Origin of the sequence: Brevundimonas kwangchunensis (assembly GCF_039523815.1) — a bacterium.
Lineage (GTDB): Bacteria > Pseudomonadota > Alphaproteobacteria > Caulobacterales > Caulobacteraceae > Brevundimonas > Brevundimonas kwangchunensis.
This window is the reverse complement of sequence record NZ_BAAAGA010000004.1, coordinates 1-15,582: the sequence shown is the minus strand read 5'-3', so window position 1 is coordinate 15,582 and position 15,582 is coordinate 1. Positions and strand designations below refer to the sequence as shown.

Here is a 15,582-nt window from a genome sequence, read left to right as displayed (position 1 = left end):
AGTCGCACCGGGTCCCGCCTTCGCGGGGATGAGCAGAAATTGAAAACTAGGCCGCTTTCGTCCGCCCCACCGCGTTCGGATCGTAGTTGAGGATCGGGGCCAGCCACCGTTCGGCGGTGGCGACGTCCCACCCCTTGCGCCCGGCATAGTCCTCGACCTGGTCGCGATCGATCTTGCCGACGCCGAAGTAGTGGCTGCCCGGATGGCCGAAATAGAGCCCTGACACCGACGCCGGCGGGGTCATGGCGAAGCTCTCGGTCAGGGCCATGCCCGCGTTCTCGCCCGCGTTCAGCAGATGAAACAGGGTCGCCTTCTCGGTGTGGTCGGGCTGGGCCGGATAGCCAGGGGCAGGGCGGATGCCCTGATACTTCTCCTCGATCAGGTCCTGCACCGAGGTCTGCTCGTCCGGGACGTAGCCCCACAGCTGCGTTCGCACCTCCTTGTGCAGACGCTCGGCGAAGGCCTCGGCCAGACGGTCGGCAAGCGCCGTCGCCATGATTGCGGAATAATCGTCGCCGGCCGCCTTGAACCCGGCCGCCTTCTCCAGCTCGCCGTGGCCGGCGGTGACCGCGAAGGCGCCAACGTAGTCGTTTCCGTCCTCGGCCACGAAGTCCGACAGACACAGGTTCGGCTTCCCGTTCGACTTGGCGATCTGCTGGCGCAGGCCATGGAAGCGCGCGGCCTCCACGGTCCGGGTCTCATCCGTCCAGACGACGATGTCGTCGCCGCGAGCATTGGCGGGCCAGAAGCCGACCACGCCCTTCGCCGTGAACCATTTCTCGTCGACGATCCGCTTCAGCATCGCCTGCGCGTCCTTGAACAGGTCGCGCGCGGCCTCGCCGACGATCTCGTCCTCGAGGATCAGCGGATAGCGGCCGATCAGCTCCCAACTGGCGAAGAAGGGCGTCCAGTCGATGTGGTCGGCGAGGTCCTGCAGGTCCCAGCTGTCGAAGGCGCGCACGCCCAGGAACGACGGGGCAGGGGCGGGGCTCTGGTCCGCTTCCGGCGTCCAGCGGTTGTCGCGCGCCGACTGGATAGAGGCGCGGGCCTTTACCTCCTGGCCGCGGGCGTACTGCTCGCGGATACGGATGTATTCGTCGCGCGTGGCGGCCTCGTTGCGCGCCTTCTCGGTCGGCGACAACAGGCCCGAGACCACACCGACGGCGCGGCTGGCGTCGATGACATAGGTGGTCGAGCCGCGGTGATAGGCCGGTTCGATCTTCACCGCCGTATGGGTCCGGCTGGTGGTCGCGCCGCCGATCAGCAGAGGGATATCGAACCCGCGTCGCTCCATCTCGGCGCCGACGAACACCATCTCGTCCAGCGACGGGGTGATCAGGCCGGACAGGCCGATGATGTCCACCTTGTGCTCGACGGCGGCGTCCAGAATCCGGTCGGCCGGGACCATGACGCCGAGGTCGATGACTTCGTAGTTGTTACACTGCAGGACCACGCCGACGATGTTCTTGCCGATGTCGTGGACGTCGCCCTTGACCGTCGCCATCAGGATTTTGCCGTTCGTGCGGCGGGGTTGCCCCGCCTTCTCGGCCTCCATGAAGGGCTCCAGCCAGGCCACCGCCTGCTTCATCACCCGAGCGGACTTCACCACCTGGGGCAGGAACATCTTGCCCGAGCCGAACAGGTCGCCGACCACGTTCATCCCGTCCATCAGCGGGCCTTCGATGACGTGCAGCGGGCGTTCGACCGACAGGCGGGCCTCCTCGGTGTCCGCCTCGATGAACTCGGTGATGCCGTGCACCAGGGCGTGCTCGATCCGCTTGGCCACCGGCGCGTCGCGCCACTTCAGGTCCACGACCTTGGCCGCGCCCTTCTCGCCCTTGTAGGACGGAGCCATGTCGACCAGTCGCTCGGTGTTCGAGACGTTGGTCCGCTGCGGCCGGTTCAGGATCACATCCTCGACCGCCTCGCGCAGCACAGGATCGATCTCGTCATAGACCGGCAGGTCGCCGGCGTTGACGATGCCCATGTCCATGCCCGCGGCGATGGCGTGGTACAGGAACACCGAGTGGATCGCCCGGCGCACCGGCTCGTTGCCGCGGAAGCTGAACGAAACGTTCGACACCCCGCCCGACACGCGCGCATAGGGCAGGGTCTGCTTGATGACCCGCGTCGCCTCGATGAAGTCGACGGCGTAGTTGTCATGCTCCTCGATCCCTGTCGCCACCGCGAAGATGTTGGGATCGAAGATGATGTCCTCGGGCGGGAAGCCGACCTCGTCCACCAGAATGCGATAGGCGCGGGTGCAGATCTCGATCTTGCGCGCGGCGGTGTCGGCCTGCCCGACCTCGTCGAACGCCATCACCACCACGGCGGCACCGTAGCGCAGGCATTTGATCGCGTGCTCGCGGAAGACGTCCTCGCCTTCCTTCATGCTGATCGAGTTCACGATCGGCTTGCCCTGCACGCACTTCAGGCCGGCCTCGATCACCTCCCATTTGGAACTGTCGATCATCACCGGCACGCGGGCGATGTCGGGCTCGGCCGCGATCAGGTTCAGGAAGGTCCGCATGGCGACGACGCCGTCCAGCAGCCCTTCGTCCATGTTGATGTCGATGATCGCCGCGCCCGCCTCGACCTGCTGGCGAGCGACATCCAGCGCCGCCGCATAGTCGCCCTCGACCACCAGCTTGCGGAATTTGGCCGAGCCCGTGACGTTCGTCCGCTCGCCGACGTTGATGAAGGTGGGACGCACCTAGGCAAACAGTTCAAAAGGTTCGAGCCCGCTCAACCGCATGGCCACAGGCCGCTCCGGAATCGCGCGCGGCGTCACGTCAGCGACCTCCTCGGCCACATGCCGGATGTGATCCGGCGTCGTGCCGCAGCAGCCGCCGACGATGTTCACCAGTCCCGACTTGGCCCACTCCTCGATGAAGTGCGCCGTCTCGTGCGGCTGCTCGTCGTACTGACCCATGGCGTTGGGCAGGCCGGCGTTCGGATAGGCGGCGACCAGGGTGTCGGCGATGCGCGAGAGCTCGGCGATGAACGGCCGCATCAGCTCGGCGCCCAGGGCGCAGTTCAGTCCGATGGCGAAGGGCCGCACATGGCGCACGCTGTTCCAGAACGCCTCGGCCGTCTGTCCAGACAGCGTCCGGCCCGAGCGGTCGGTGATCGTGCCGGAAATCCAGATCGGCAGGGCCTCCAGCCCCTCGTCCTCAAGGTCGCGGATCGCCTTCAGACAGGCCTTGCAGTTCAGCGTGTCGGTGATGGTCTCGATCAGATAGAGGTCCACGCCGCCTTCGTTCAGCGCCTTCACCTGCTGGCGATAGGCCTCATAAACCTGATCGAAGGTGACCAGACGCGCGCCGGGATCGTTCACGTCCGACGACATCGACAGCATCTTGTTCAGCGGCCCGATGGCTCCGGCGGCGAAGCGCGGCCTGTGTGGCTCCTTCGCTGTCCAGCGATCGGCGGCCTCGCGCGCCAGCCGGGCGCCCTCGAAGTTGATGTCCCACACCGCCTGCGGGTCCAGCGCATAGTCTTCCTGCGCGATGGTGGTGGCCGAGAAGGTGTTGGTCTCGCTGATGTCCGCACCGGCCTCGAAATACCGGTCGTGAAGGTCCGAGACGATGTCCGGCCGCGTGATGCAGAGGATGTCGTTGTTCCCCTTCATCTGCAGGGTCTCATCGTATCCCGCTCCGGCGACGAAGCGCTCGCCGCGGAAGTCGGCTTCCGACAGCCCCTGGCGCTGGATCATCACGCCCCAGCTGCCGTCCAGCACCAGGATGCGATCCTTCGCGGCCGCTTTCAGCGCGGCGATCCGTTCGGCGCGGGGCAGGGGAGCGCTCATGCTTCGGCCCGTTCCTCTCGCACGCCCAGCACCCGGCAGATGGCGTAGACCAGATCGGCCCGGTTGAGGGTGTAGAAGTGGAAGTCCTGGAAGCCTTCCTCCTGCAGCCGTGCGCAGGTTTCCGCCGCCACCGAGGCCGCAATCAGCTTGCGCGTCTCCGGATCGCCGTCGAGGCCGTCGAAATGGGCCGCCAACCAGTCCGGCACCGACGCGCCGCAGCCGGCCGACATCCGCTTCAGTCCGGCGAAGTTCGAGACCGGCATGATCCCGGGGATCAGTGGAACCTGAATACCGGCCGTGCGCACCCGGTCTCGGAAGCGCAGGAAGGCGTCGATGTCGAAGAAGAACTGGCTGATCGCCCGCGTTGCGCCCGCATCGACCTTGGCTTTCAGCACGTCGATGTCGTGGGCGAGGGAGGGGCTCTCCGGATGGCCCTCAGGGTAGCAACCGACGGTCACCTCGAAGCCGCCGCGCCGGGTCACCGCCTCCGTCAGCTCGGTCGCATTGGCATAGCCGTCCGCACGTGGCTGATAGACGCCGCCGATCCCCGAGTCTCCCGGCGGATCGCCGCGCAGGGCCACGATGTGCCGCACGCCGGCGGCGTGATAGCCGTCAACGACGCTATCGACCTCGTCCCGACTGGCCTCGACGCAGGTCAGGTGAGCGGCGGGCGTCAGGTCGGTCTCGGCCAGAATGCGCTGGACCGTCCGGTGCGTCCGCTCGCGGGTCGAGCCGCCGGCGCCATAGGTCACCGACACGAAGTCCGGCTTCAGCGGGGCCAGGCGCGTGATGGCTCGCCACAGACCGGCCTCGGCCTCGTCGGTGCGAGGCGGGAAGAACTCGAACGAGACGCGCGGACGGCTGTTGTCGCGCCCGGCGCGGGCGACCGGCCCCAGCGGGGACAGCAGCAGCGCCCGGGCTTCGGCGAGGCTCAGGGCGGCGGCGCTCATGCCGCATTCGCCTCGGCGACCGCCGGACGATCCGCTGTCCAGATCGACACCGTCAGTCCCTCGACATCCGGCGGGAGGACGATGGGCGCCGAGGGCTGGAGACCGGCCTCTGCCAGCCAGTGTTTCACCTCGTCGTCGGCGAAGCCGAGGCGGCGGTGCTGATGCTCCTCGCGTAGTTGCTCCAGCTTGTGCGGGGCGAAGTCGACGATGATCAGCCGCCCGCCCGACGCGACCAGTCGCGACGCTTCCGCCACAGCCGTGGCGGGGTCGGCGAGGTAGTGAAGCACCTGATGGACCAGAACCAGATCGGCGCTCTGCTTCGGCAGGCGGGTCGAGAAGATATCGCCGTGGCGCAGCTCCACCTTCTCCAGTCCTGCGCGCGTGACGTTGGCGCGGGCCAGGTTCAGCATGTTCTGGCTCAGGTCGAGGCCGATCGACATCCGGGCCTTGCCGCCAAGCAGGGTCAGCATCCGGCCCGAGCCGGTGCCCAGATCGACCACCCGCTCGAACGGCCCTTCGCCGGCGGCTTCCAGGATGGCGGCCTCGACGGCGCTCTCGCAGACGTACAACGACCGCATCCGGTCCCATTGAGGCGCGACGCGCTCGAAATAGGCGCCGGCGGCAGCTTCGCGCTCGCGGCGCACCTCTTCCAGCCGTCGGTCGTCCGCCTCGCCTTCCGAGGCGTCCAGCAGGTCCAGCACCGTATCGATCAGGCGGCGGGCGAGGGGATCGGAAGAGAGGCGATAGAAGACGCGAGCGCCATCCGGGAATCGCTCGATCAGACCGGCGTCGGCCATCAGCTTCAGATGCCGCGACACCCGCGGCTGGCTCTGTTCGAGAATGCGCGACAGCTCCATCACCGAAAGTTCCTCCCCGGCCAGCAGGGACAGGACGCGCAGGCGGGTGGGTTCGCCTGCGGCGCGAAGGACTTCGACGGTCTGGTCTGCGTTCAACGACATGTCTTTATATAAGGATATCGTTATATGATCATGCAAGCGAAATTGACTGGTGATCGATGGGTTTGAGGGCCAATCTGGGGGCGGAAGATTTTCACGTTCCGGATGCAGTCATGACTCGCGCCTTCGCTTTCGCTGTTTCGGTCGCCGCCCTCGCCGTCGCCGCCCCTGCCTTCGCACAGGAGGGCCCGCCATCTGCGCCTCCCGGCGGCGGCCCGCGCATGAGCGGTGGAGGGATGATGGGCATGATGCTGCCGCGCACGACGGCGGAGGTCGAGCCGTGGGCCGACCGGATATTCGCCCGGCTGGACGCCAATCAGGACGGCGCGATCACCGGCGATGAGCTGTCCATGCTGAGCCGCCCGGAAATCGCCCAGCGTGGCGGAAGCCGGATCCGCGCCATGATCTCCCAATCCGACGCCGACCGCGATGCGCGGGTGACGCAGGAAGAGCTGCGCGCCGGGGCCCTGCGCATGTTCCAGCGCATGGACGTCAACGGCGATGGTCAGTTGACGGGCGAAGAACTGCCACAGCCGCCGGCGCAGGCGCGGCCGATGGCCGTTCCCATGCCGACCCAGCCGGACCCCATGCCGATGCCGTTCCCGGACAGCACGGGCGGCTGATCGACTAGTCCGGCTTCGGTTTGTCGGCCGATCCGGTCGTCGACCAGCCCTGGAACTGAACCGCCGCCGCCGCCTGAGGTTTTGGCGCGGGCCTGGGCGTGTCCGGTAACGGCGCGAGGCGGCGCTTGTTCACGTGGTTGTCGGGCCGGGTCGTCGCCTGATCCGGGTATTCACCGCGGAAATAGTAGCGCTGCCACGCCTGCTTGACCGCCTCGGGGTCGCCGGCGGCCATGCGGTTGTTGAACTCGCTGCGGACGTCCTTCCAGGCCTCGTACTGCTTCGCCAGATCGCTGTCCGCCTCCAGCGGCAGGCCGACGGGCTCGAACGCCTCGACCTTGCGGTGCTCGACCGGCTGGATGAAGCAGAACGGCTCGTCCTTCTCGAACCGCACCCGGCCCGGCGCGGTGAAGCGCCAGTTCATCGTGAAGGGGTAGGGCAGCCAGTCGGTTTCGACCAGGCCCTCCAGCGGCGCGATCCCGTGCTTGAACCGGTTCGGCGCGCCCGAGGCCCGAAGCGCCCAGCCCGGCGGCGTGCGGAACAGCCAGCCGACGTGGAAGGTCACCACCCCATGGGTGAAGTGCGACACGGCGAAATGTTCGAACAGGGTCGCGTCTGCGTCCGGCTTGAAGCGGATCGACTCGGCGTCCAGCCCGCCGTTCCACTCGATCTCGAACCCGAACGGGCACAGGATGTCCCAGCCCGTCGTATTGGCCATGCTCAGGGGTAGACAGCGATAGGGGTGCCGCGCCGCGAAACTGTCCATCCAGTCGCGGTCCGGCCGGCCCGGCACGATCTGCGGCGGATTCGGCCGCACCGGGAAACACTCCAGCCGCAGCGGCCCCGCTTCGGTTTCGATATCCTCGATGATCTCGATGTCGGTCAAACCGGGTCTCGCGTCAGGCTGGGAAGAGCCGGCATCTGAGCGCAGAAGCGGCGGGTCCGCCATACGAAAACGCACCCGCGAGGGGTGCGTTTTGCAGATCGATCTGACCGGTGGCTCAGCGCCCGAACTTCTGGAACTTGATCCGGTGCGGGATCAGGGCGTCGGTGCCGAGGCGACGCTTCTTGTCTTCCTCATAGGCCTCGAAGTTGCCCTCGAACCATTCGACGTGGCTGTCGCCCTCGAAGGCCAGGATGTGGGTCGCCAGACGGTCCAGGAACCAGCGGTCGTGGGAGATGACCACGGCGCAGCCCGCGAACTGCTCCAGAGCCTCCTCGAGGTTCTGCAGCGTCTCGATGTCCAGATCGTTGGTCGGTTCGTCGAGCAGGATCAGGTTGCCGCCCGAAGCCAGCGTCTTGGCCAGGTGGACCCGGTTGCGCTCACCGCCGGACAGCTGGCCGACCTTCTTCTGCTGGTCGCCGCCCTTGAAGTTGAACGAGCCGACGTAGGCGCGGCTGTTAATCTCGCGCTTGCCGACCATCATGATGTCGGTGCCGCCGGAGATGGCCTGCCAGATCGTTTCGTCCGGCTTCAGGTCGTCGCGCGACTGGTCGACATAGGCCAGTTTGACGGTTTCGCCGACCTTGATGGTGCCGCCGTCCGGCTGTTCCTGGCCAGTGATCAGCTTGAACATGGTCGACTTGCCGGCGCCGTTGGGGCCGATGACGCCGACGATGCCATTGGGCGGCAGCTTGAAGGTCAGGTTGTCGAACAGGACCTTGTCGCCATAGGTCTTCTGCAGGCCCTCGACCTCCAGAACCACATTGCCGAGACGAGGGCCGGGCGGGATCTGGATGTGGGCGTGAGTCTGGGCGCCGCGCATCGACTCCTGTTCCTCGACCATCCGCTCATAGGCGGCCAGACGGGCCTTGGATTTGGCCTGACGGGCCTTGGCGCCCGAGCGGACCCATTCCAGTTCACGGGTGAGGGCGCGCTGGCGCGCCTCGGATTCCGACTGCTCCTGCACGACGCGCTTGGTCTTGGCTTCCAGCCACGAGGAGTAGTTGCCCTCGTGCGGGTGGCCTTTGCCGCGGTCCAGCTCCAGCGTCCACTTGGTCACCAGATCCAGGAAGTAACGGTCGTGGGTGACCAGGATGACGCAGCCCGGGAAGTTCTCGAGGTGGTGCTGCAGCCAGGCGACCGACTCTGCGTCCAGGTGGTTGGTCGGTTCGTCGAGCAGCAGCATGTCCGGCTTGGCCAGCAGCAGGCGGGCCAGAGCCACGCGGCGCTTTTCACCGCCCGACAGGTTGGTGACTTCCCAGTCGTCCGGCGGGCAACGCAGGGCGTCCATGGCCATCTCGATGCGGCTGTCGATGTCCCAGACGTCGCCGGCGTCGATCTTCTCCTGGAGGGCGGTCATCTCCTCCATCAGTTCGTCGGTGTAGTTCTCGCCCAGCTCGGCGGCGACTTCATTGAAGCGGTTGACCCACTGCTTCTCCTCGCACCACGCCTCGACGTTCTGGCGAACGTTCAGGGCCGGATCCAGCTGGGGCTCCTGCTCCAGGTAGCCGCGCTTGATGCCGTCGGCGGCCTTGGCCTCACCGTTAAATTCCTTGTCCAGACCGGCCATGATCTTCAGCAGGGTGGATTTACCCGAGCCGTTGACCCCGACGACGCCGATCTTGGCGTCGCTGTAGAAACTCAGCCAGATGTTCTCGAAGATCTTCTTGCCGCCGGGAAAGGCCTTGGTCAGGCCCTGCATCTGGAAAATGTATTGCTGCGCCATGAGGTGCGTCGCGCCCTGTCGTTCGATCGAATGGGGAGGTTGGCGCGGGATGTAGCGACCGCCGCGCCGAAGGGCAAATGACTAGCCCCTCGACACGGCGGTTTGAAGGCGCGTCGATCAGGTGTTCGCGCCGCCGTCCACGACGATGCTCGTGCCGGTGACGTATTTCGCTTCCGGCCCGGCCAGGAAGGCGACGGCCTCGGCGATGTCGCGGGTCTCGCCATAATGGCCCAGCGCCAGCACGGCCCTGGCGGATTCGCTGTAGGGGCCGTCGGCCGGGTTCATGTCGGTGTCGATTGGGCCCGGCTTGACCAGATTGACGGTGATCTGCCGCGATCCGACCTCGCGGGCGAGGCCGCGGTTGAAGCCTTCCAGCGCCGACTTGGTCGCCGAGTAGACGGTCACGCCCCCGAACGAGACTCGATCGCTCAGGCACGACGCGATCGAGATGATCCGCCCGCCCTCCGGAATGTGCGCCAGCGCGGCCTGGGTGGTCAGGATGACGCCGCGGACGTTGACGTTCAGCAGCTGGTCGATGTTTTCCAGCGATTGGTCGGCCACCAGAGAGCCGTCGCCGCCGACGCCGGCGTTGTTGACCAGAATATCCAGCCCACCCAGCTCGGAGACGGTGGTCGCCACCGCCGTCTTTACCGCTTCAGGGCTGGCCGCGTCGGCCTGGATTGCGATCGCCTTGCGGCCCAATGCGCGGATTTCGGTGGCGAGGGCTTCGGCCTTTTCTGCCGACTTTTCATAGGTGATCGCCACATCCGCCCCGTCCTCGGCGAGCTTCAGGGCGATGGCGGCGCCGATACCGCGGGCTGCGCCGGTGACGAGGGCGCGCTTGCCGGACAGGCGGAGAGGGGAGGTCGTCATATCGATGATCCTTGGTGCGTTCAGCCAATCTGTATCGATTGGTACAGAATAGCTGGGAGGCTTGTCCGCGCCGCGCAAGGGATTATGTATCGATCTGTAAAAAAGAGGTCCGAATGTCGCCGTCCGATGGCGATCCCGCCCGTCCGGCGCGGGGTCGCCCCCGCAGTTTCGATCGTGAGGTCGCCCTCGACCAGGCCATGCGCGTGTTCTGGTCGAAGGGATATGCCGGCGCGTCGCTGGGCGATCTGACGTCCGCCATGGGCATCGCCTCGCCCAGCCTGTATGCGGCTTTCGGCTCCAAGGAGGGCCTCTACAGCGAGGCCATTCACCGCTATGTCGCCGTCCACGAGGCCGACTTCTGGGGCGTGATGAGCGCCGCTACGGCTCGCGAAAGCGTCGAGAGCCTTCTGCGCAAGGCCGCCGAGGCCTTCTCCACCCCGGACAGTCCGCAAGGCTGCATGGTGCTCCAGACCGCGATGGAGGCGCACGAACTTTCCCCCGAACTCGGCGCCAGCCTGTGCGACCTGCGCGCCAGCAACGCGCAGACGCTGGAGCGCCGCCTTCTGAAAGGCATCGAGGAGGGCGACGTCGCCCCCGCTACGGACGCCCGTGCCGTCGCCGATTTCTACGCCACCATCCACAAGGGCCTGAGCGTCAGCGCCAAGGGCGGGGCTTCACGACAGGAACTCGACTCTGTCGTCACCTCCGCCATGGCCGCCTGGGGCCCGCTGACCGGTGGGTGAACGCCTCAACGTGAACAAGCGGGCTGGGTCGCCAGCCAGGCCCGTGCGGCCTCGACGACGGCATCGTCCGGATCGTCCGGCGAGCCCTCTCCGTTCTCCACCACCTGATCCGGCTCGACGCCCTGCGGGTGAACCGCGCCTGTGCGGTCCATCATCATGGCCACGGTGATCACCATATTGGTGCCGTCGCTCAGGATGGTGTTGTCGTTCGAGCTGGCCAGACCTCCGGTGCGAAGGCCGAAGAAACGGGTGTTCACCCGACCCTTGAAATGCACCGCCACACCCTCGCCGGAGCTGTAGACCCCGCCGTCCGTCAGCACCGCCACCGGGGCGGTCGCAAGAGCGGGCAGGGGACGCCATGCGCCGGTGCGGATGATCGCCATCCCGAAGCCGTCGCCGGCCTCGGCGATCACCGCCGCGCCCTCCTTCAACCCGGCATAGGTGGATGTCTGTCCGTCGCGATCCCGCGACATCCCCGCGGGGCCGTCGCCGCTCAGGGCGGACAGGCCCACCAGCATCGGCCAGACATTCCCGCCCGTGTTGCCGCGCACATCGACGATATAGCCGCAGGTCCTCGGCCCGCCGTCCGCCACCGCGTTGAACAGCGTGCCCGCATAGGTGCGCGCAGGCTCGCCCGAGCCGTAGACCGGCGGCACGACCACCAGCCGCGCCGTCTTCGCCCCGACCTGTACGTCACGTCCCTCTACCGCCGTGCGGGACAGAAAGGGCGAGTTCGGTCGCGGACGAGGCGGGGTATCGGGCAACAGGCGCCGCTCGCCATGCCGCTCGCGCCATCCCGCCATGGCCTCCGTCGTCGGCTGGATGAAGGAGTGGTTGTCCCCCAAGTGGTACGTCAGCGCTGAGTAGGCCGGAAGCATGTCCACCGTGTCCCGCGCGCCCTCCGCCCGTCGGCGCATGTCCGCCTCGATCATGGCCCAGTCGACGTCGTTGGTCCGGTAGGCCATCGGCCGCACGGCGGCGATCGCCTCCGCGATCCGCGCATCCCGGTCGAAGGCCGGTGTTGTGGCGTCCTGACCGGCGATCGCCAGCGACAGCGTCAAAGCGAAAAGCATGGGTCCCCTCCCGTTGGAAGGGCGGACCACATACGGTGAAGCTGGCTTTTCGTGGGCGAGAAAATTACGTTAAAGCAACGCTTTGCGCGCGCTTCTGCTCACGCGTAGTTGAAGCTGATCGAAATCCGCTCGCTCTTCGCGGCGTTGACCGGCACTTCGTGGCGCAGCCAGCTCTCCCACATCAGGATCGTGCCGGCCTGCGGGGCCAGATAGACGAACGGCTGTTCGGCCTCCGACGCATCGCCGCGCACGCCCGGTCGCGCCATCATCATCGGCAGGCGCGGGTCCTCCAGCTTCAGCGCCGAGGCTCCGTCCGGCACCTCGACATAGATGGTCCCCGACAGAAAGGCGTGCGGATGGATATGGCCGGTGTGGCCGCCGCCCGGCTTCAGGATGTTGACCCACAGATTGTCCAGCCGCGGTTTGCGCGCGAGATCGAAATTCAGCGCTTTTGCATAGGCTTGCGCGTGTTTGTCGAGGTGGCGCTTCAGCTCCGCGAACTCCGGCAGACGCACCGGCAGGTCGGTCAGGGAGCCGTAGGAGGTATAGCCGCGATAGCCATGCTGCCGACACCATAGCCGCCCCGCCTGATCCTCGGCCGCCAGCATCCGACAGGCGTCCGCCAGCTCCTCGTTGAACGCCGCGAAGCCGGCCCCGCCGGCCAGCGTGGCTTCATAGACCTGGGTGACGAAGAGCGGGCGCAGGGACATAGACGTGGCATAGCGGGTGGCAGGCACGGGCGGAAGCCGTGCTTGGATGGAGTGAGCAGTGAAGAATGAACTGTGAGTAGCCGGAGAAAGGGATGTATGCGCCGTCCCACCACTCACTATTCACTCTTCACTACTCACCACCCCAACCCCGCTTCCCCCCGCAGGATCGCCTCCGCTTCCGCCGTATGTTTCGCCCCGCCGCGGTCGTGCAGCCTCAGCGCGGGCAGCAGCCTCAGCGGCGCCTTCCCGGTCTTGATCGCCCGCACCAGCACGCGCTTCGCTGGTTCGTCGGCGAAGGCATGGATCGGGCGGATCGCGAACGATCCGGCCTTGGGCGCCAGCAGCGCCAGAATGTCGGCCAGCCGGTCGGCCCTATGGATCATCACGATCGACCCGCCCTCGCGCACGGCTTTCAGCAGGAAGCCGATCCAGGCCTCCAGCCCGTCGTCGGCCATCCAGGCCTCGGTCTTGCCCGGCCCCGGCGCTCTGAGCGCGCCCGGATCGTCGAAGAAGGGCGGGTTGGACACGGCGATATCGAACGGCTTGAGCCCCAGCGCCCGGAAGCCTTTCGCGACGTCGCCGGTCAGGATCTCCGCATCCGCCACGTTCAGCGAGGCGTTGCGCCGCGCCAGCTCCGCCATCGCGGGATCGCGCTCCAGCCCGGTCAGGGAGACTCCCGGCGCCCGCCCCGCGATCTGCATCAGCACCCCGCCCGCGCCGCAGCCTGCCTCTAACACCCGGTCGCCCGAGCCGGCCCCGGCTGCGGCCGCCAGCAGGGCCGCATCCATGCCCGCACGATAGCCCTTCGCCGGCTGCAGGAGCCGGACGCGACCACCCATCAGGGCGTTCTCGACGATTTCGTCTGCGGATGCGTCCATTGCACCGGTCACGCGGCTTGACCCCTGTTGCCCCCGTCACCATTGTGCGCCGCATCGTCGCCGGGCAAGGCGGCGTGAGGATTTTCAGCGCGAATCCCCCCGTCGCGCACCCTGCCTGAAGAGTATTCCCTTGGACGCTGTCACCGTCGAAACCCGCCGCAAGGGCGATGTCGAGCCGCTGGTCCGGCTGGCGCGGGATGACATGACGGTGGTCGACGCCCTGATCGTCGAGCGCATGCAGTCCGAAGTGCCGGTCATCCCCATGCTGGCGGACCACATCGTCGCCGCGGGGGGCAAGCGCCTGCGCCCGCTGCTGACCGTCGCCGCCGCCCGCGCGGTCGCTGCGCCCAACGGCATGGAGGCCCCGGTGCGCCTCGCCGCCGCGGTCGAGTTCATCCATACCGCCACCCTGCTGCACGACGACATCGTCGACGCCTCGGACCTGCGTCGGGGCAAGGTGGCCGCGCACCTGATCTGGGGCGCGCCGTCCAGCGTGCTGGTCGGCGACTTCCTGTTCGCCCGCGCCTTCGAGCTGATGGTCGAGACCGGCCAGATGCGGGCCCTCGGCATCCTCGCCAAGGCGTCCAGCGTCATCTCCGAGGGCGAAGTGCTGCAACTGACCCGCGCCCACGATCTGGGTCTGGATCAGGACACCTATCTGCAGATCATCTCGGCCAAGACCGCCGAACTGTTCGCCGCCGCCGCCGAATCCGGCGCGGTCGGAGCAGGGGCGGACGAGACAGCCGTGCAGGCCCTGCGCGATTACGGCCAGTACCTCGGTCTCGCCTTCCAGTTGGCGGATGACGCGCTGGACTACGGCGGTCAGTCGGAGAAGCTGGGCAAGAATACCGGCGACGACTTCCGCGAAGGCAAGGTCACCCTGCCGCTGCTGCTGGCCGCCGCCCGCACCAGGGGCCACGACGACGGCTTCTGGGAGCGCACCATCAACAAGGGTGACCGCCGCGAGGAAGACTTCGCTCGCGCCCGTGAGCTGGTCGTCGGCGCCGGCGCCGTCGGCGCGACGCTCGATGTCGCCTGGGACTACGCCGACCGCGCCAAGGCCGCGCTGGAGGTGCTGCCGCGGAGCGAATGGCGCGAGGCGCTCGAGCTTCTGGCCGATTTCGCCGTCAGCCGGGCCGCCTGACGATGTTCGAGGCGCTGCTGGCCCCGTCCGTTCAGGCCGCAGAACCCGACTTCACAATGCGTTTCGAGCCGGGCCAGCGCTACACGGCCGAGCTCTTTATCCTCGACGGCGGCATCCGCTCGTCAGGACTCGCTGACCAGCTGGGCATCGTGCCCGACCGCGCCGTGCCGACGGCGGCTGACGGGCTGCTGGCGCTACAGGGCAGGGCGCAAGACGGCGCGATCGTCGTACTGGTGGGTAGCGATGAAGGCCGGGTCGCAGATCGCGTCTGTCGGATGCGGCAGGGCGAGGGCGATATCGACAACGCCCGGGACGCCATTCGCTGGTGCTCGAGTTTCTTCAATCCGCCGACTCTGACGGTCGAAATTCCGCGTCCCGTCGCACCGGCGCCCCCGCGTTGAGAAGCGTTGTCAGGTCGTCGCGGGGCTATTTCCCCCGCCAACGGCTGTGCTAAACGGCCTGCAACCGGTCGGCGTGAGTCTTCGTTGAGGTCTTGCGCCGCCGTCGCCGTCGTCATACGGCAAGGTTTGAGACAACAGCCGCCTAGGCGGTATCAGAAGGCAGAGACAACATGTCCGACACCCTGGAACGCGTCCGCAAGATCGTTATCGACCACCTGGACGCCGATCCGGACAAGGTCACCGAAAAGGCCAGCTTCATCGACGACCTGGGCGCCGACTCGCTCGACAACGTCGAACTGGTCATGGCCTTCGAGGAAGAGTTCGACATCGAGATCCCGGATGACGCCGCCGAGCACATCCAGACCGTCGGCGACGCCGTGAAGTTCATCGACGAGAAGCTGGCCGGCTAATCCCGCCAGCCGTCTTGTACGGTCCGAAGGGCCGCCGCGATGTCGACAGACACGCGGCGGCCCTTTTCGTTTTGGGCTGACCCCTCCACCCCCGCCTCCGGCGGCGGTCCCCCTCGCGCGCCGGGATGGAGGGTCCGACACCGCTGACTATTTTCCGATTGTCAGCCATCCCCCGTGCCCCAACCCGCTGAAATCCCGCACCTTCCCAGAAAAGTAGCGTTACGAAGCGTCCTGACCAAAGCCCAGCCCCATACTCTTGCCCATCCCGTCGCACGGGGGGGCGCAGAGGCCTTGCGTGATCTGGCGGCGGGTGTGGGGAAGCGGGGACAGGGACGAGGGGGATACTC

General features: G+C 67.2%; 15 protein-coding genes. 5 read left to right on the top strand and 10 right to left on the bottom strand.

The genetic code is table 11. The features are described 5' to 3' along the window. Positions 1-46 precede the first annotated feature (46 nt). From metH to ABDZ95_RS08205, 4 genes are read right to left on the bottom strand one after another with little or no spacing between them, the layout of a single operon-like run. A complete protein-coding gene (metH, locus tag ABDZ95_RS08220; protein WP_343792564.1) occupies positions 47-2,713 on the bottom strand; it encodes a methionine synthase in 2,667 nt (888 codons plus the stop codon). Beyond that, positions 2,714-3,808, bottom strand: a complete 1,095-nt coding sequence (locus ABDZ95_RS08215) for a homocysteine S-methyltransferase family protein (RefSeq protein WP_343792562.1) — start codon at positions 3,806-3,808, stop codon at positions 2,714-2,716. After that, the gene (gene metF, locus ABDZ95_RS08210; RefSeq protein ID WP_343792560.1) at positions 3,805-4,758 is read right to left on the bottom strand and encodes a methylenetetrahydrofolate reductase [NAD(P)H]; all 954 of its coding nucleotides are present in this window, start codon (positions 4,756-4,758) and stop codon (positions 3,805-3,807) included. Before metF ends, ABDZ95_RS08215 begins: the two co-directional genes overlap by 4 nt. Then, complete coding sequence (locus ABDZ95_RS08205; RefSeq protein ID WP_343792558.1) at positions 4,755-5,717, bottom strand: ArsR/SmtB family transcription factor; 963 nt, start codon at positions 5,715-5,717, stop codon at positions 4,755-4,757. Before ABDZ95_RS08205 ends, metF begins: the two co-directional genes overlap by 4 nt. A gap of 110 nt (positions 5,718-5,827) precedes the next feature. Here ABDZ95_RS08205 and ABDZ95_RS08200 point away from each other — a divergent pair, with 110 nt between their 5' ends. Further along, positions 5,828-6,337 carry an EF-hand domain-containing protein gene (locus ABDZ95_RS08200; RefSeq protein ID WP_343792556.1) on the top strand — a complete coding sequence of 170 codons (510 nt, stop codon included), beginning with the start codon at positions 5,828-5,830 and terminating at the stop codon, positions 6,335-6,337. A gap of 4 nt (positions 6,338-6,341) precedes the next feature. Here the strand turns inward: ABDZ95_RS08200 and ABDZ95_RS08195 are convergent, their stop codons facing one another. The 3 genes from ABDZ95_RS08195 to ABDZ95_RS08185 form a co-directional block, all read right to left on the bottom strand. Beyond that, on the bottom strand, positions 6,342-7,172 hold the full coding sequence (locus ABDZ95_RS08195; protein ID WP_343792912.1) for a DUF6065 family protein: 831 nt from the start codon (positions 7,170-7,172) through the stop codon (positions 6,342-6,344). A 163-nt stretch (positions 7,173-7,335) separates the two neighbouring features. Next, positions 7,336-9,003, bottom strand: coding sequence for an energy-dependent translational throttle protein EttA (gene ettA / locus ABDZ95_RS08190; RefSeq protein WP_343792554.1), 1,668 nt, complete (start codon positions 9,001-9,003; stop codon positions 7,336-7,338). Between the two features lie 117 nt (positions 9,004-9,120). Continuing rightward, complete coding sequence (locus ABDZ95_RS08185) at positions 9,121-9,876, bottom strand: SDR family oxidoreductase (RefSeq protein ID WP_343792552.1); 756 nt, start codon at positions 9,874-9,876, stop codon at positions 9,121-9,123. 113 nt (positions 9,877-9,989) lie between these two features. On the opposite strand from ABDZ95_RS08185, the gene ABDZ95_RS08180 reads away from it, so the two are divergent. Next, complete coding sequence (locus ABDZ95_RS08180) at positions 9,990-10,619, top strand: TetR/AcrR family transcriptional regulator (protein WP_343792550.1); 630 nt, start codon at positions 9,990-9,992, stop codon at positions 10,617-10,619. Between the two features lie 5 nt (positions 10,620-10,624). Here ABDZ95_RS08180 and ABDZ95_RS08175 read toward each other — a convergent pair whose 3' ends face one another. From ABDZ95_RS08175 to ABDZ95_RS08165, 3 genes are all read right to left on the bottom strand, one after another. Further along, positions 10,625-11,692 (bottom strand): S41 family peptidase, encoded by a 1,068-nt coding sequence (locus tag ABDZ95_RS08175; RefSeq protein ID WP_343792549.1) that lies wholly within the window; start codon positions 11,690-11,692, stop codon positions 10,625-10,627. A gap of 98 nt (positions 11,693-11,790) precedes the next feature. Then, positions 11,791-12,402, bottom strand: a complete 612-nt coding sequence (locus tag ABDZ95_RS08170; RefSeq protein ID WP_343792910.1) for a TIGR02466 family protein — start codon at positions 12,400-12,402, stop codon at positions 11,791-11,793. Positions 12,403-12,536: 134 nt separating this feature from the next. After that, a complete protein-coding gene (locus tag ABDZ95_RS08165; RefSeq protein WP_343792547.1) occupies positions 12,537-13,280 on the bottom strand; it encodes a tRNA1(Val) (adenine(37)-N6)-methyltransferase in 744 nt (247 codons plus the stop codon). Between the two features lie 130 nt (positions 13,281-13,410). Here ABDZ95_RS08165 and ABDZ95_RS08160 point away from each other — a divergent pair, with 130 nt between their 5' ends. The 3 genes from ABDZ95_RS08160 (at position 13,411) to ABDZ95_RS08150 (ending at position 15,235) form a co-directional block, all read left to right on the top strand. Beyond that, complete coding sequence (locus ABDZ95_RS08160) at positions 13,411-14,424, top strand: polyprenyl synthetase family protein (protein WP_425542981.1); 1,014 nt, start codon at positions 13,411-13,413, stop codon at positions 14,422-14,424. Positions 14,425-14,426: 2 nt separating this feature from the next. Next, positions 14,427-14,825, top strand: a complete 399-nt coding sequence (locus ABDZ95_RS08155; RefSeq protein ID WP_343792545.1) for a hypothetical protein — start codon at positions 14,427-14,429, stop codon at positions 14,823-14,825. Between the two features lie 170 nt (positions 14,826-14,995). Further along, positions 14,996-15,235 (top strand): acyl carrier protein, encoded by a 240-nt coding sequence (locus tag ABDZ95_RS08150; RefSeq protein ID WP_092312098.1) that lies wholly within the window; start codon positions 14,996-14,998, stop codon positions 15,233-15,235. Positions 15,236-15,582 lie beyond the last annotated feature (347 nt).

What these genes read in the sequence shown, in the direction of transcription:
- ABDZ95_RS08155 (WP_343792545.1), top strand. Translation starts at nt 14,427, where the DNA reads ATGTTCGAGGCGCTGCTGGCCCCGTCCGTTCAGGCCGCAGAACCCGAC.
- ABDZ95_RS08165 (WP_343792547.1), bottom strand. Translation starts at nt 13,280, where the DNA reads ATGGACGCATCCGCAGACGAAATCGTCGAGAACGCCCTGATGGGTGGT.
- ABDZ95_RS08205 (WP_343792558.1), bottom strand. Translation starts at nt 5,717, where the DNA reads ATGTCGTTGAACGCAGACCAGACCGTCGAAGTCCTTCGCGCCGCAGGC.
- ABDZ95_RS08150 (WP_092312098.1), top strand. Translation starts at nt 14,996, where the DNA reads ATGTCCGACACCCTGGAACGCGTCCGCAAGATCGTTATCGACCACCTG.
- ABDZ95_RS08215 (WP_343792562.1), bottom strand. Translation starts at nt 3,808, where the DNA reads ATGAGCGCTCCCCTGCCCCGCGCCGAACGGATCGCCGCGCTGAAAGCG.
- ABDZ95_RS08200 (WP_343792556.1), top strand. Translation starts at nt 5,828, where the DNA reads ATGACTCGCGCCTTCGCTTTCGCTGTTTCGGTCGCCGCCCTCGCCGTC.
- metF (WP_343792560.1), bottom strand. Translation starts at nt 4,758, where the DNA reads ATGAGCGCCGCCGCCCTGAGCCTCGCCGAAGCCCGGGCGCTGCTGCTG.
- ettA (WP_343792554.1), bottom strand. Translation starts at nt 9,003, where the DNA reads ATGGCGCAGCAATACATTTTCCAGATGCAGGGCCTGACCAAGGCCTTT.
- ABDZ95_RS08180 (WP_343792550.1), top strand. Translation starts at nt 9,990, where the DNA reads ATGTCGCCGTCCGATGGCGATCCCGCCCGTCCGGCGCGGGGTCGCCCC.
- ABDZ95_RS08170 (WP_343792910.1), bottom strand. Translation starts at nt 12,402, where the DNA reads ATGTCCCTGCGCCCGCTCTTCGTCACCCAGGTCTATGAAGCCACGCTG.
- ABDZ95_RS08175 (WP_343792549.1), bottom strand. Translation starts at nt 11,692, where the DNA reads ATGCTTTTCGCTTTGACGCTGTCGCTGGCGATCGCCGGTCAGGACGCC.
- ABDZ95_RS08185 (WP_343792552.1), bottom strand. Translation starts at nt 9,876, where the DNA reads ATGACGACCTCCCCTCTCCGCCTGTCCGGCAAGCGCGCCCTCGTCACC.